The organism is Hydrogenophaga sp. IBVHS1 (assembly GCF_002127265.1).
Classification (GTDB): domain Bacteria; phylum Pseudomonadota; class Gammaproteobacteria; order Burkholderiales; family Burkholderiaceae_C; genus Hydrogenophaga.
Genome location: NZ_NFUU01000001.1, coordinates 1,161,679 through 1,175,427, shown reverse-complemented (window position 1 = coordinate 1,175,427; position 13,749 = coordinate 1,161,679). Strand labels below are relative to the sequence as shown.

At 67.9% G+C, this 13,749-nt stretch carries 12 protein-coding genes; 7 read left to right on the top strand and 5 right to left on the bottom strand.

Features of this window, described 5'->3' with window-relative positions:
• Nucleotides 1-59: 59 nt before the first annotated feature.
• Together CAP37_RS05665 and CAP37_RS05660 are read left to right on the top strand one after the other, a co-directional pair.
• Nucleotides 60-2,603 (top strand): FtsX-like permease family protein, encoded by a 2,544-nt coding sequence (locus tag CAP37_RS05665; RefSeq protein ID WP_086123283.1) that lies wholly within the window; start codon nucleotides 60-62, stop codon nucleotides 2,601-2,603.
• 17 nt (nucleotides 2,604-2,620) lie between these two features.
• A complete protein-coding gene (locus tag CAP37_RS05660) occupies nucleotides 2,621-3,724 on the top strand; it encodes a lipocalin-like domain-containing protein (RefSeq protein WP_086123282.1) in 1,104 nt (367 codons plus the stop codon).
• A gap of 13 nt (nucleotides 3,725-3,737) precedes the next feature.
• Here CAP37_RS05660 and CAP37_RS05655 read toward each other — a convergent pair whose 3' ends face one another.
• Nucleotides 3,738-4,409: a FadR/GntR family transcriptional regulator gene (locus CAP37_RS05655; RefSeq protein WP_086123281.1), complete on the bottom strand. Its 672-nt coding sequence runs from the start codon at nucleotides 4,407-4,409 to the stop codon at nucleotides 3,738-3,740.
• 155 nt (nucleotides 4,410-4,564) lie between these two features.
• Here CAP37_RS05655 and CAP37_RS05650 point away from each other — a divergent pair, with 155 nt between their 5' ends.
• Nucleotides 4,565-5,437: a fumarylacetoacetate hydrolase family protein gene (locus CAP37_RS05650; RefSeq protein WP_086123280.1), complete on the top strand. Its 873-nt coding sequence runs from the start codon at nucleotides 4,565-4,567 to the stop codon at nucleotides 5,435-5,437.
• 49 nt (nucleotides 5,438-5,486) lie between these two features.
• The gene (locus CAP37_RS05645; RefSeq protein ID WP_086123279.1) at nucleotides 5,487-6,464 is read left to right on the top strand and encodes a tripartite tricarboxylate transporter substrate binding protein; all 978 of its coding nucleotides are present in this window, start codon (nucleotides 5,487-5,489) and stop codon (nucleotides 6,462-6,464) included.
• A 1-nt stretch (nucleotide 6,465) separates the two neighbouring features.
• Here CAP37_RS05645 and CAP37_RS05640 read toward each other — a convergent pair whose 3' ends face one another.
• From CAP37_RS05640 to CAP37_RS05630, 3 genes are read right to left on the bottom strand one after another with little or no spacing between them, the layout of a single operon-like run.
• A complete protein-coding gene (locus CAP37_RS05640) occupies nucleotides 6,466-7,128 on the bottom strand; it encodes a hypothetical protein (RefSeq protein ID WP_086123278.1) in 663 nt (220 codons plus the stop codon).
• On the bottom strand, nucleotides 7,125-8,135 hold the full coding sequence (locus CAP37_RS05635) for an MlaD family protein (protein ID WP_086123277.1): 1,011 nt from the start codon (nucleotides 8,133-8,135) through the stop codon (nucleotides 7,125-7,127). The genes CAP37_RS05640 and CAP37_RS05635 overlap by 4 nt, the downstream gene beginning before the upstream one ends.
• Nucleotides 8,136-8,141: 6 nt before the next feature.
• Nucleotides 8,142-8,948 (bottom strand): ABC transporter permease, encoded by an 807-nt coding sequence (locus tag CAP37_RS05630; RefSeq protein WP_179190148.1) that lies wholly within the window; start codon nucleotides 8,946-8,948, stop codon nucleotides 8,142-8,144.
• A 151-nt stretch (nucleotides 8,949-9,099) separates the two neighbouring features.
• Between CAP37_RS05630 and CAP37_RS05625 the strand changes: the two genes are divergently transcribed.
• Nucleotides 9,100-10,662, top strand: a complete 1,563-nt coding sequence (locus CAP37_RS05625; RefSeq protein ID WP_086123276.1) for an acyl-CoA synthetase — start codon at nucleotides 9,100-9,102, stop codon at nucleotides 10,660-10,662.
• Here the strand turns inward: CAP37_RS05625 and queG are convergent.
• Nucleotides 10,650-11,729, bottom strand: coding sequence for a tRNA epoxyqueuosine(34) reductase QueG (gene queG / locus CAP37_RS05620; protein WP_086123275.1), 1,080 nt, complete (start codon nucleotides 11,727-11,729; stop codon nucleotides 10,650-10,652). The genes CAP37_RS05625 and queG overlap by 13 nt on opposite strands.
• Nucleotides 11,730-11,783: 54 nt before the next feature.
• Between queG and tsaE the strand changes: the two genes are divergently transcribed.
• Complete coding sequence (gene tsaE, locus CAP37_RS05615) at nucleotides 11,784-12,305, top strand: tRNA (adenosine(37)-N6)-threonylcarbamoyltransferase complex ATPase subunit type 1 TsaE (protein ID WP_086123274.1); 522 nt, start codon at nucleotides 11,784-11,786, stop codon at nucleotides 12,303-12,305.
• On the top strand, nucleotides 12,302-13,747 hold the full coding sequence (locus CAP37_RS05610) for an N-acetylmuramoyl-L-alanine amidase (RefSeq protein WP_086123273.1): 1,446 nt from the start codon (nucleotides 12,302-12,304) through the stop codon (nucleotides 13,745-13,747). The genes tsaE and CAP37_RS05610 overlap by 4 nt, the downstream gene beginning before the upstream one ends.
• Nucleotides 13,748-13,749 lie beyond the last annotated feature (2 nt).

Here is a 13,749-nt window from a genome sequence, read left to right as displayed (position 1 = left end):
CTCTGGACTTGAAACCCCCCACGCTCCGCCGCTTTGCGGGTCGACGTAAGCTCCAGACCATGCGCGCGCTGCTCTCCACTTTCTCCATGCAGGAACTGCGCCACCACCCGTGGCGCAACGCTTCGGCGGTGGTCGCGGTCATGCTGGGTGTGGCGCTGGCGTTTGCGGTGCACCTCATCAACGCCTCGGCGCTGGCCGAGTTTTCCAGCGCGGTCAGCTCGGTCAACGGCCAGCCCGACCTCTCGCTGCGCGCACGCCAGGGCCTGCTGGACGACCGCTTGCTCGAACCCGCAGCGGCCCACCCGGGCGTTTCTCTCGCCAGCCCGGTGCTGGAAGCTGCGACCCAAGTCGCAGACCCACAGGGACGGCGCGTGGCGGTGAAGCTGATGGGCGTGGACGCGCTGGTGGTGGCGGGGCTCTCGCCCGCGCTCATGCCGGTGGTGGAGGGATCGGACGCTGGCCGCCTCGACCTGTTCGCGCCAGACGCCGTGTTCCTGAATCCGGCCGCCAGCCAGGCTTTGCAGGGCGCGCGCCTGCTGCCACTGCCTGGCGGCGCGCTGCGTGTGGCCGGCCGCGTGAACGCCCCGGGCACACCGCTGCTGGTGATGGACGTGGCGGCCGCCCAGGAACACTTGAAGCTGCCGGGGCAGTTGAGCCGCATCGACTTGCGCCTGGCGCCGGGTGCGCGCGCCAGCGAGGTGCTGGCCGAGCTCGCGCTGCCAGATAACGTGATCGCGCAACGCCCCGAACAGTCGGGCGAGCGCGTGAGCAACCTCTCTCGCGCCTACCGGGTCAACCTCACGGTGCTGGCGCTGGTCGCGCTTTTCACCGGCGCTTTCCTCGTGTTTTCTGTGCTGTCGCTCTCGGTGGCGAGGCGCCAGCCGCAGTTTGCGCTGCTGGGTGTGCTCGGCCTCTCGGGGCAAGAGCGGCTTCGCCTGGTGCTGGCCGAATCGGCCCTGCTCGGGCTGCTGGGCAGTGCGCTGGGCGTGGCGCTGGGCACGGCCCTGGCAGCGCTCGCCTTGCGCCTGCTGGGGGGCGACCTGGGCGGCGGCTATTTCTCCGGCGAATCCCCTCCGCTGCTGTGGAGCCCGTGGGCGGCGGTGGTGTATGGCTTGCTGGGCGTGGCGGCCTCGGTGGTGGGTGGCTGGTGGCCCGCGCGGGCCACCGCGCGCATGGCGCCGGCGCTGGCCCTCAAGGGTCTGGGTGCACCTGCGCCGCGCGGCGGGCGCCGCCACACATTGGCACTTTCGCTGATCGCGCTGGCGGCAGCGCTGGCCTGGGCGCCGCCGGTGGCAGGCATCCCGCTGGCGGCCTACGTGTCGGTGGGCTTGTTGCTGGTGGGCGGCATTGCGGCGCTGCCGTTGGGCGTGGGCTGGCTGCTGGATCGGATCGCGCCGCACGTGGCGACCCGCGCCCTGCCGCTGCTGGCGGTGGAACGCTCGCGCCGCCTGCGCGAAACCGCTGCCGTGGCCACCAGTGGCGTGGTGGCCAGTCTGGCGTTGTCGGTGGCGCTCACGGTGATGGTGGCGAGTTTTCGCGATTCGGTCACGCAGTGGCTCGACGCCGTGCTGCCTTCGCCGCTGTACGTGCGCAGCGTGGGGGGCGTGGGCGACGCCAGCCACCTGCCCGACGACTTCGTGTCGGCGGTGGCGCGCGTGCCGGGCGTGGCGCGTGCCGACCCGCTGCGCGCCACGCCGGTGCAGCTCGACCCGGCGCAGCCTGCGGTGGTGCTGCTCTCTCGGCCCCTGAGCCTGGCGCCGGGTGCCGTGCTCGGGCTGCCGCTGGTGGGCAACCCCTTGCCGACCCCCGCTGCCAGCGAGGCAGAGCGCGTGGTCCGCGTCTATGTGAGCGAAGCCATGGTGGACCTGTATGGCGCGCAACCTGGCGGCTGGCTCGATGGCCTGTCGCTGGCCTTCGCGCAGCCGCAGGTGCGCGGCACCCGCTTCTTCGTGGCGGGCGTGTGGCGCGACTACGCGCGCCAGCACGGCAGCGTGGTGATGGACCGCGCGGACTTCGTTCGGCTCACCGGCGATGCGCGCGTGAACGACCTGGCGTTGCTGCTCTCGCCCGATGCGCAGGAAGACGAGGTGCGCGAGCGCATCCGAGCCGAAGCCGAACGGCTGGGTGTGGTCGATCAGATCCAGTTTGCATCGGCCAGCCAGATCCGCGCCAGCTCGCTGCGCATCTTCGACCGCAGCTTTGCCGTCACCGTCTGGCTGCAGGCGGTGGCCATCGGCATCGGCCTGTTCGGCGTGGCGGCGAGCTTCAGCGCGCAGGTGCTGGCGCGCAAGCGCGAGTTCGGCCTGCTGGCGCACCTGGGCCTTACACGGCGGCAAATCCTCGGCGTGGTGGCGCTCGAAGGCCTAGCGTGGACACTGCTGGGCGCACTGGCCGGGCTGGCGCTGGGCCTGGCGGTGAGCCTGGTGCTGGTGCACGTGGTCAACCCGCAGAGCTTTCACTGGACCATGGATCTGGTGCTGCCCTGGGCACGGCTGCTCGCGCTGTGCGCAGCCGTGGTGGTGGCCGGCACGCTCACGGCCTGGCTGGCCGGCCAGGCCGCCGCAAGCCGCGACGCGGTGCGAGCCGTCAAGGAGGACTGGTGAACTTCGATCGACGTCAAATGCTCATCGGTGCCACCGGCGCGTGCCTGCTGCCGCCGCTTCAAGCGCAGGGCACACACCAGCCGGGCGACGTGCTGCGGCCGCGCCCGCTCGTGTTTCCGCGCGACCACGGCAGCCACAACGACACGCGCACCGAGTGGTGGTACCTCACCGGCCATGCGCGCGATGCCAGTGGGCGCGACTTCGGTTTCCAGATCACGTTCTTTCGCAGCCGGGTTGACGAAGCCCGCCACCTGAAGAGCCGGCTGGCCGCGAAACACCTGCTGTTCGCGCACGCGGCGATCACCGACGTGAAAAGCGGCGAGCTGGTGCACGACCAGCGCATCGCACGCTGGAACGGCGAGCCACCCGCGCGCAGCGGCCACGCGGTGTTTGCCAGCGTGAAAGACACCCACATCGAACTGCGCGACTGGCACCTGCTGCGCGAGCCCGCGGGCGACTACACCATGCGCGTGACCAGCGAGGCACTGCAGATCGAACTGCGTGCCCAGCCGCGCCAGGCCCACTTGCTGCAAGGCGACAAAGGCTTCTCGCGCAAGGGGCCCGACGCCGCCCAGGCGAGCTTCTACGTGAGCCAGCCGCAGCTGGCGGTGCGGGGCACGCTGGACGTGCGCGGGCAGCGCTTTGCCGTGCAGGGCAGCGGCTGGCTGGACCACGAATGGAGCGAAGCGCTGCTGCACCCCGAAGCCGTGGGCTGGGACTGGATCGGCATGAACCTGCTCGACGGCTCCAGCCTCACCGCCTTCCAGTTGCGGCGCAAGGACGGCAGCAAGGTCTGGGCCGGTGGCTCGTTCCGCGCGGCCGGCAGCGCGCAGAGCCCGACCGACATCTACGCCTTCGCGGCCGGCGAGGTGGACTGGCAACCCCGGCGCTTCTGGACCAGTCCGCGCACGCGGGCGCGCTACCCGGTGGAATGGGTGGTGCGCACGCCGGCCGATTTCTACACCATCAAGGCCGTGATCGACCCACAGGAACTCGACAGTCGGGCGAGCACTGGCACGGTGTACTGGGAAGGCCTCTCGGACCTGATCGACAGCAATGGCCGCACGGTGGGGCGCGGTTATCTGGAAATGACGGGCTACGCGCAGCGGCTCGTGCTGTGAGCACGTTGCTCGCTCAATAGCCGAGCAGATTTCGGCGCACTTGCAAGAGGTGTTCGAGGGTGAGGTCGCGCGCCCTTGCAGCGTCGCGATCGCGCAGCGCACCCACGATCTGGCGGTGCTGCACCTGGTAGGCGAGCCGGCGTTCGGGCGTCACACTCTTCTTCTTGAGCTGGCCCCAGTCGCCCTGGGCGCGCACCGTCTTCATGAGGCTGAACACGTTGCCGACGAAGCTGTTGTGCGCCGCGTCGGCGATGGCCTGGTGCAGCTCGGCGTCCCAGTGCTCGAAGGCTTCGAGGGTGTCGGCGGCTTCGGCCTCATCGCAGCATTCATCCATGCGCTGCAGGTCGGCCGCGTTGGCGTTGCGGATCGCCAGCTCGATGATGGCGGGCTCCATGGCCAGGCGCGCTTCCATGAGATCGGCCGGGCTGGTGTGCTGCGACGAATCCTGCTGCACGCGACGACCGAGGCGCGCTCCCACATGTTCTGTGACGAACGTGCCGCTGCCCACGGTCTGCTCGATCAACCCTTGCTGCTTCAGTTCGGCCAGTGCCTTGCGCACCGTGGTGCGGCTCACGCCAAAGGTGTCGGAGAGTTCGCGCTCGGTGGGCATGCGGTCGCCCGCGCGCCAGTGCCCCGACTGCAGTTGGTCAAGGATCGATTCGCGCAGCGGTCTGGACAGGCTCATGAAGTGGCAATGTACCAAAACAGACCAATGTGCCCGGGCAGCCTTTTCTAGGTGCTTTCCCCACTCCGTCGTAGACCCTCAGCACTTTAAGATTTGACGTCTGGTACCAATTGGTATTTTTTGGTATTTCTGTGGACTTTCTTGAAGGAGTTTGCGTGCGCATCGCCACCTACGTTCACCAGGGCCATCGGCAAGTTGGTCTCGTCTCGGCCGATGGACTGACCATCACACCCCTGGGCCTGAGCCCGAAAGACGCCAGGCGCGGCGCGCTGCCGCTGGTGGAAGCCGCCGCAGCTGGCCGGCCCCTGCCTGCCACTGCGGGCGCCGCACTGAAGGTGGCCGAAGTGCAGCTCGAAGCGCCGATCCCCCTGCCCCGCCGCAACCTCTGGTGCGTGGGGCGCAACTACCACGAGCACGCCAAAGAATTGCAGGGCTCGGTCTTCAAGAACAACAACACCAACCCGGCCGCCTGGCCCATCGTGTTCACCAAAGTGCCCGAATGCGTGGTGGCCAACGGCACCGACGTGCTGCTGCCCGGCGATGACATCTCGCCACAGATCGACTACGAGGCCGAACTGGCCGTGGTGATCGGCACCGGTGGCAAGAACATCGCGAAGGCCGATGCGATGAAACACGTCTACGGCTACACCATCGTCAACGATGTCACCGCCCGCGACGTGCAGATGCGCCACCAGCAATGGGACATGGGCAAGAGCTTCGACACCTTCTGCCCCATGGGCCCGTGGATCGTCACCGCCGACGAACTCGACGGCCAGCACACGCGCGTGCGTTGCTGGGTGAACGGCGAGCCGCGCCAGGACGGCCGCACCGAAGACCTGATCTTCGACATCCCCACCCTCATTGAAACCATTTCGCGTGGCATCACGCTCTACCCCGGCGACGTGATCGCCACCGGCACGCCGGCCGGCGTGGGCCTGGGCATGACACCGCCTACGTTTCTGAAGAGCGGCGATGTGGTGCGCATCGAGATCGATGGCATCGGCACGCTGCAGAACCGTTTTGTCTGACTTGTCTGACCGCCTTTCCCACTCAAGAACACACCGTCAGGAGACCCTCATGAACACGACCGCGCTCAAACTCTGCAGCCTCGCGCTGGCACTCGCCGCTACGGTGGGCATGGCCCACGCGCAGGACGCCTACCCCAGCAAACCCGTGACCATGGTGGTGCCCTTCCCGCCCGGCGGCGTGGCCGACGTGGTGGGCCGTCCGGTGGCCGAGGCCATGGCGCGCCACCTCAACCAGTCGGTGGTGGTGGTCAACCGGGCCGGCGCTGGCGGCGGCATCGGCATGGCCCAGGTGGCCAAGGCCGCGCCCGATGGCTACACGATGCTGATGGCGTTGTCGTCCATCGTCGTGCTGCCCGAAGCCGACAGGATCCTCGGCCGCCCGCCGATGTTCGAACTCTCACAACTCATCCCCATCGCCCGCATGACGGCCGACCCCACGGTGCTCGTGGTGCGCGCCGACAGCCCGTGGAAGACCTACGCCGAATTCATCGCCGCTGCCAAGGCCAACCCGGGGCGGCTGACCTTCGGCTCATCGGGCAACTACGGCACCATGCACGTGCCGATGGAACAGCTCAAGGCCGCCACCTCCAGCTACATGCTGCATGTGCCCTACACCGGCGCCGGCCCGGCCATCCTGGGCATGCTCAGTGGCCAGGTCGATGCCGTGGCCACCGGCCCCGCCAGCGCGGTGGGTCAGATCAAGGCCGGCAAGCTGCGCGCCCTCGCCCATTGGGGCGAAGGCCGCCTGGCCTTGCTGCCCGACGTGCCGAGCTTCAAGGAACTCGGCGTGCCGATCAGCTATTCGCAGTGGTCCGGCATCTTCGTGCCGGCCGGCACACCGCCTGCCGTGGTGAACAAGCTGCGCGAAGCCGCACGCATGGCCGCGCAGGACCCCAAGACCGTGCAGGTGATGACCACCGCCGGCACCTCGTTCCAGTTTCAGGACGCCGCCGAGTTCGACAAGTTCGTGCAGGACGACGCCAGCGCCATGAAATCCGTGGTGCAGAAGATCGGCAAGGTGAACTGAATCAGCGCGCCGCAGGGGGCGGTGCCACCAGGTCGATGCGGCGCTGCAGGCGCGCGGCTTCGTCGCTGGCGCCTGCGGCCTTCGCGCGTTCCCGCTGCACGCCGAGCCAGGCCAGCAGCGGGCGCCGCCAGCCCCGCGCCGAGGCGGTGTCCACCGCTTTGGTGATCACGCCGGGCGTGGCACGACCGCTGCGCAGCAGAACCCCCGCGGCCACCAGTTGCGACAGCGGATCGTCCATCGCGGCCACAGCGGCATCGGGCGCGGCGTTGCCGACCAATGCGCGATGCACCTGGGGCAGCAGTGCGGCATCGGCAGGCGTTGCGGTGCCCTGCAGGTAACGCGCGTAGGCCTGTTCAGCAGGCGCGGCGTCCTGAGCGAGCGCATCGAAGCCCGCGCACGGTTCGAACACCAGCGAGGCGACGCGCGTGGCGCAGCGCAGCAGCTCTGCGCGCGCCAGCAGATCGGCACGCCCGGTGCTCGCGATTTCGCGCCGCGCACGCCCAAACTCCAGCGCCTCGATGCGCGCATCGCCCACCAGCCAGGCTTCGGCCGCGCGCTCGGCACTGGTCTTGGCGTTCATCTGCCATTCGGGAGCGGGCGGCTTGCTGGAGCAGGCCGCCAGCGCGATGGTGCCCGCCAGGAAAAGACTGGTCTTCAGCTTCATGGGAGTTTGATCTCTGCGTCTCTGGAAAACGGCCACTTGCGGTTGATCTCGTTGATCAGCGAATCCACCTTGCGCAGGCTGGACTCGACCTCGGCTCGCAGCGTGCCGAGATCTCCCGTGGCGTCCCGCGTGTTGCTGGCCACGCCCTGCACCTCCACCAGCACCGCGTCCACCTTCTGCAGGCTGTTGCGTGCATCGGCGAGCAAGCTGTTGAGTTGCTTCACCGTGGCCTGCGCATCGCCCACCAGCCCGGTCTGCCCGGGTGCGGCGCCCTGGCCGAACACCTGGCGGTCGGCGTTGGCAGCCAGGCTGTCCAGGCGCTTGGCCAATGCGTCGGCGCGCAGCAGCAGCGCATTGGTGCGTTCGATGGTGAGCAGCAGTTTCTTCGCGTCGTCGTCGTTGCCCATCAGCACGCCCAGGCCACCGTGCGGCCCTTTCAATCGCTCAGCCGTCACCTGCACACCGCCCAGCGTGCCGGCCACGGCGCCATCGGCGGCGGTAAGGGCGGCCAGGTTCTCCAGCACCTCGCGCATGCTGGCCGCGAGCTTGGGGATTTCGGCCGCCGTGTCGCCGCGCAACACGTTGCGCTCGGCGCCATCGGGCAGCGGCGGGTCTTCCAGCACGCCGCTGTAGGCGCGCAGGCGCGTGCCACCCACCAGGCCGCGTTCCATGGTGAAGATGCTGGAGGTGCGCAGCCATTTCGCGTCCTTCTCGGGCACGTCCACCAGGATGCGCACGTTGCCGTCATCCGCCAGCTCGATGCGCGCCACGCGCCCGATGGCAAAGCCGGCGAAGGTCATGTCCATGCCCACCACCACACCTTCGGAATCGTCGGAGATCAGCACCAGCCGCTGCGTGGGCTCGAACACACCGCGTGCGAACATCACATAAGCCGCCGACCCCACCACCAGCAGCACCATCACCACCAGCAGCAGCGCGGCCTTGAACTCCAGGTTTTTCACCGGTGGTGGTTCGTCGTACGGAGGGGGTGGAGGCGTGGGCGTCATGGGGGTCTAGTAATAGTTGCCAATGAGCGAGGTGACCTCGATCAGCAGCACCACAGAAAACAGGCGTGCGAATTCGGACATGTCACTGCGGCGGGAAAAGCCGCCACGGTCATCGCTCTGCGCGCTGGCCGCCAGCGGCACCACCCCCACCGCGAGGCTGAAGAACAGCGTCTTGAGCGAGAAGATGAGCGTGACCGTGGGCGAGAACACCTGACCCACGCTGCGCGTGTAGGCGGGCAGGCCCCAGGGCGAAAAACCATAAACCGTGAGGTAGGTGAGCACCAGACACACCACACAGGCCAGCGCCGCGAGCAACAGCACGGAGAACATCGCGGCCACCGCACGCGGCAGCAGCACCGAGGCCAGCAGCGATTCCTGCGGCGCGAGGCTGCCTTCGCGGTGCGCGCGGGCAAAACGACCCCGCAAAGCCTGCGCGGCCGGCATGGCGTAGCGCGCCGCCACGAACATGGCCGAATACAGGGGGATCAGCTCCAGCACCAGAGTGCGCACCAGCACTTCCAGCGCGTATTGCGATAGACCATAGCTGTAGGCGGTGGCCACCACGATGCGGATGAGCACCAGGCTCACCAGCGCGGAAAGCACCAGAAACCAGGCCAGCAGTGGCGCCGTGGCGGTGTAGAGGTGCGCAAACACCGCGCTGCGGTGGGCGGCGCGGGTATAGATGGACGGCGTGAGCGCCAGCACCACGATCTGCGCGCCCATGTGGATCACGTGCCACCAGGCGCGCCAGGTGGCGCGGGCCTTGCGGCCCCAGTAGCCCATCAGGCTGTGGGTGGCGTTCACGGGGTTCATGCGGGCATGATAGTCGGCGGCCTCGGCGCGGCCCGCGCCACAGTCGTGAGCAAACGTGACAGCGCGCTGGTGTAAACGCGCATGGCAATGTGGCCCGATTCGATTTCAATCGGCCATCACATCCCCTTTCCAGAGATTTGAGGAGCCCTGCATGTCTTTCTCCGTTCATCCCGTGGTGCGCCGCCAGACCATTGCCGATGCGCTGCGCCGCACCGCCCTGCGCCTGCCCGCAAAGACCGCCATCGTCTGCGGCGCCACGCAGTGGACTTATGCCGAGTTCGATGCGCTGGTGAGCCGCCTGGCCGCCGGCCTGGCGCGCATCGGCGTGGCGCAGGGCGACAAGGTGGCCGTGCTGGCTCGCAACTCGCACGGCTTCGCCGCGCTGCGCTTTGCGCTGGCGCGCCGGGGTGCGGTGATGGTGCCGATCAACTTCATGCTGAAGGCCGACGAAGTGGCCTACATCCTGCGCCACGCAGGGGCAAAAACACTGGCCACCGACAGCGGCCTGGCGTCGCTCGCTCGAGAGGCCGCCGCGCTCGACACGCAAGTCGCCCAGTTCATCTGGCTGCCGTCTGAAGACCCCAGCGAACCGATCGCCGGCATGCACCGCTTCGACGAACTCGCCGCCTGCGCCGACCCCCTGCCCGACGTGACCCTGGGCAGCTTCGACCTGGCCCAGATCGTCTACACCAGCGGCACCGAGTCCACGCCCAAGGGCGCCATGCTCACGCACGACGCGGTGCTTTGGCAGTACGTGAGCTGTGTGATCAACGCCAGCATCGCCGAAGACGACCGCGCCCTGCACGCCCTGCCGCTGTACCACTGCGCCCAGCTCGACGTGTTCTTCGGCCCCGCCATCTACATTGGCAGCAGCAACGTGATCACAGCCAAGCCGGTGCCCGACAACCTGATCGCCCTGATCGAGAAGTTCGGCATCACCAGCTTCTTCGCGCCACCCACCGTGTGGATCGCACTGCTGCGCTCGCCGCTGTTCGATGCGGCCAGGCTCAAGACGCTGGCCAAGGGCTACTACGGCGCGTCCATCATGCCGGTGGAGGTGCTGAAGGAACTGGCTTTACGCCTGCCCGCCGTGCGCTTGTGGAACCTGTACGGCCAGACCGAGATTGCGCCGCTGGCCACCATGCTGCCGCCCGAAGACCAGTTGCGCAAACCCGGCTCCTGCGGCAAGGCGGTGCTGAATGTGGAGACCCGCGTGGTGGACGACGCCATGCAGGACGTGGCCGTGGGCGAAGTGGGCGAGATCGTGCACCGCTCGCCGCACCTCATGCTGGGCTACTTCAACGATCCCGAGCGCACGAAGGCGGCGTTTGAGGGCGACTGGTTCCACAGCGGCGACCTCGCGGTGATCGACGACGAGGGCTACATCACCGTGGTCGACCGCAAGAAGGACATGATCAAGACCGGCGGCGAGAACGTGGCCAGCCGCGAGGTGGAAGAAATGGTCTACCGCCTGGGCGCTGTGAGCGAGGTGGCGGTGATCGGCCTGCCCGACCCGAAATGGGTGGAGGCGGTCACGGCGGTGATTGTGGTCAAGGCTGGCCAGCAGCTCACCGAGGCCGAGGTGCTGGCCCACTGCAACCAGCACATGGCCAGTTTCAAGAGCCCGAAGCGGGTGGTGTTCACAGACAGCCTGCCCAAGAACCCGAGCGGCAAGCTGCTCAAGCGCGAACTGCGCCAGCGCTACGCGGCCTGAGACAGCGCCCAGGCCACATGCTCGCGCACCAGTTCACTGGGATGGTCGGCGCGGGTCTGCAAGGCGCTTGACACCGCGTCATCCGGAGCGGCACGCAGCGCATTGCCCAGCGCCACCGCGAGGTTGCGCAGCCAGCGTTCGTGGCCGATGCGGCGGATCGGGCTGCCCTCGGTCCGGCGCAGAAACTCTGCCTCGCTCCAAGCGAAAAGCGCCACGAGGCTTGATCCACTGAGGCCTTCGCGCGCATCGAAATCGGCAAGAGGGCTGCGCCGCGCGAACTTGTTCCAGGGGCAGACCAGCTGGCAGTCGTCGCAACCATAGATGCGGTTGCCCATGAGTGGTCGCAGCTCCATCGGAATGGCGCCCGCGTGTTCGATGGTGAGGTAACTGATGCAACGGCGTGCGTCCAGCCGCTGCGGTGCCGTGATGGCGCGCGTGGGGCAGATGTCGATGCAGGCGCTGCACGCACCGCAGTGCTCGCCGACGGCTTCGGTGGGCGGCAGCGCGAGGTCCACATAGATCTCGCCAAGGAAAAACATCGACCCACCTTCGCGGTTCAACACCAGCGTGTGCTTGCCGCGCCAGCCCTGGCCGCTGCGTTGCGCCAGCTCTACCTCGAGCACCGGGGCTGAGTCGGTGAACACGCGGTAACCCAGCGGCCCCACCGCGGCCTGGATGCGATCGGCCAGCGTCTGCAGGCGGTTGCGCAGCACCTTGTGGTAGTCCCGCCCCCGGGCGTACAACGACACCACCGCTTCACGCGGTCGATAGAGCCGCGCAAGCTCCTGTGCCTGCCAGCCCTCGGGCGTGTCGCGCGGCAGATAGTCCATGCGCGCGGTGATCACGCTCACGGTGCCCGGCACCAGCTCGGCCGGGCGCGCGCGCTTCATGCCGTGCGAGGCCATGTAGGCCATGTCGCCGTGCCATCCCGCCGACAACCAGGCCTGCAGGCCGGGCTCGGCAGAAGACAAATCCACATCGGCCACACCAATTTGCGAAAATGCGAGCTCCTGGCCCCAGGCCTGCACCTGTGAGACGAGTTGAGCAGTATCCAGAGCGATCTTCATGTGAAGCCCATTGTAGGAACCGATCCGGTGCCAGTGGCATCGGTGTCTGTTGCCATGAGCTGGCAGGGGCGCTGGGAAACTGAAGAAGACACGCAGGCGTTTGCCCGCCAGCTCGCCATGTCGCCCGCCATCGCCCACGCCACCCTGGCGCTCGATGGCGACCTCGGCGCCGGCAAGACCACCCTGGTGCGCCACCTGCTGCGTGCGCTCGGCGTGCGAGGGCGCATCAAAAGCCCGACCTACGCGGTGGTGGAACCGCACACCGCCATCGACTGCGCGGTGATGCCCGCCGGCGAACCACTGCAAATCTGGCACTTCGATTTCTACCGCTTCAGTGATCCACGCGAATGGGAAGATGCGGGCTTTCGCGAACTTTTCGCCAGCCCGGGCCTCAAGCTGGTGGAGTGGCCAGAACGCGCGGGCGACTTTCTACCCCTCGTTGATCTGCGCATTCACATTCAACCCGACGAGATGACACCTCAAGACCACATCGATCTGGATCAGGACACGCACCGCCGGGTCAGCGTCAGCGCCCTCACCCCCACGGGCCGCCTGCTTCTGGAGGCGCTGTCATGACGATTTCACGCCGCAAGCTCCTGCGCACCGGCTCCCTGGTACTACTGCTCGGCGCGCAGCAGATTGCGCGTGGCGCCAGCGTGGTGGCCGTGCGCATCTGGCCGGCAGAAGACTACACGCGGGTCACCATCGAGTCCGATGCGGTGCTGCAGGCGCGCCAGTTTTTCATCAACGAACCGCCGCGCCTGGCGGTGGACATCGAAGGCATCGACCTGCTGCCGGGCTTGCGCGAGCTGGTGGGCAAGCTCAAATCGGACGACCCGAACATCGCTGGCATCCGCGTGGCGCAGAACGCACCCAATGTGGTGCGGCTGGTGATCGATCTCAAGCAGCCGATCAAGCCGCAGGTGTTCAACCTCGAACCGGTCGCCGCCTACCAGCACCGGCTGGTGTTCGACCTGTATCCGGTCAACGCACCCGATCCGCTGGAACAGCTGATTGCGCAGCGCATGAAGGACCTGGACGAAGCCAGTGCACGCGCGGCGCGGCTGCTGGGCCTGGAAACCGAGAAGGTGACCCGGGCGGCAACACCAGCAGACGACCCGCTGGGTGCCTTGATCGCGAAGCGCGAACTCCCGCCCGGCGTGACCGGGCCCGTGGCACCGGGCAACGCACCTGCACAGCCGCCGGTGACGGGCGACGACAAGACCGTGGCTGGCGCAACGCCTGGCAAGGGAAGCCCGGCCAAACAGCCACCCGGGGGCAAGGGCAAGACCGAACGCCTGATCATCGTCGCGCTCGACCCCGGCCACGGCGGTGAAGACCCGGGCGCCATCGGTCCCGGCGGCACGCACGAGAAAAAGGTGGTGCTGCAGATCGCGCAGAAGCTGCGCGACCGCATCAACGACACGCGCGTCAACGGCAACCCCATGCGCGCCTACATGACGCGCGACAAGGACTTCTTCGTGCCCTTGCAGGTGCGCGTGCAGAAGGCCCAGAAGGTGCAGGCCGACCTGTTCATCAGCCTGCACGCCGACGCTTTCCTCACCCCCCGACCGCAGGGCGCCAGCGTGTATGCGCTGAGCACGAAAGGCGCCAGCAGCGCGGCCGCGCGCTGGATGGCCGACAAGGAAAATGCGGCCGATCTGGTGGGCGGGCTCAACGTCAAGTCGAGTTCGGACGCCCACCTGCGACGCGCGTTGCTGGACATGAGCACCACTGCGCAGATCAACGACAGCCTCAGGCTTGGCAGCGCCATGCTGGGCCACGTCAAGCGCATCGGCAAGCTGCACAAGCCGCGCGTGGAGCAAGCCAACTTCGCGGTGCTGCGCGCGCCAGACATCCCCAGCGTGCTGGTGGAGACCGCCTTCATCAGCAACCCCGATGAAGAAAAGCGCCTGAACGACCCGAAGTACCAGAACGACCTTGCCGACGCCTTGCTGCGCGGTATCGTGGCCTACTTCTCGAAGAATCCGCCGCTGGCGAGAACCCGCCAGATCTGAAC

What these genes read in the sequence shown, in the direction of transcription:
- CAP37_RS05645 (WP_086123279.1), top strand. Translation starts at nt 5,487, where the DNA reads ATGAACACGACCGCGCTCAAACTCTGCAGCCTCGCGCTGGCACTCGCC.
- CAP37_RS05610 (WP_086123273.1), top strand. Translation starts at nt 12,302, where the DNA reads ATGACGATTTCACGCCGCAAGCTCCTGCGCACCGGCTCCCTGGTACTA.
- CAP37_RS05625 (WP_086123276.1), top strand. Translation starts at nt 9,100, where the DNA reads ATGTCTTTCTCCGTTCATCCCGTGGTGCGCCGCCAGACCATTGCCGAT.
- tsaE (WP_086123274.1), top strand. Translation starts at nt 11,784, where the DNA reads ATGAGCTGGCAGGGGCGCTGGGAAACTGAAGAAGACACGCAGGCGTTT.
- CAP37_RS05660 (WP_086123282.1), top strand. Translation starts at nt 2,621, where the DNA reads ATGCTCATCGGTGCCACCGGCGCGTGCCTGCTGCCGCCGCTTCAAGCG.
- queG (WP_086123275.1), bottom strand. Translation starts at nt 11,729, where the DNA reads ATGAAGATCGCTCTGGATACTGCTCAACTCGTCTCACAGGTGCAGGCC.
- CAP37_RS05630 (WP_179190148.1), bottom strand. Translation starts at nt 8,948, where the DNA reads ATGAACCCCGTGAACGCCACCCACAGCCTGATGGGCTACTGGGGCCGC.
- CAP37_RS05655 (WP_086123281.1), bottom strand. Translation starts at nt 4,409, where the DNA reads ATGAGCCTGTCCAGACCGCTGCGCGAATCGATCCTTGACCAACTGCAG.
- CAP37_RS05665 (WP_086123283.1), top strand. Translation starts at nt 60, where the DNA reads ATGCGCGCGCTGCTCTCCACTTTCTCCATGCAGGAACTGCGCCACCAC.
- CAP37_RS05635 (WP_086123277.1), bottom strand. Translation starts at nt 8,135, where the DNA reads ATGACGCCCACGCCTCCACCCCCTCCGTACGACGAACCACCACCGGTG.
- CAP37_RS05640 (WP_086123278.1), bottom strand. Translation starts at nt 7,128, where the DNA reads ATGAAGCTGAAGACCAGTCTTTTCCTGGCGGGCACCATCGCGCTGGCG.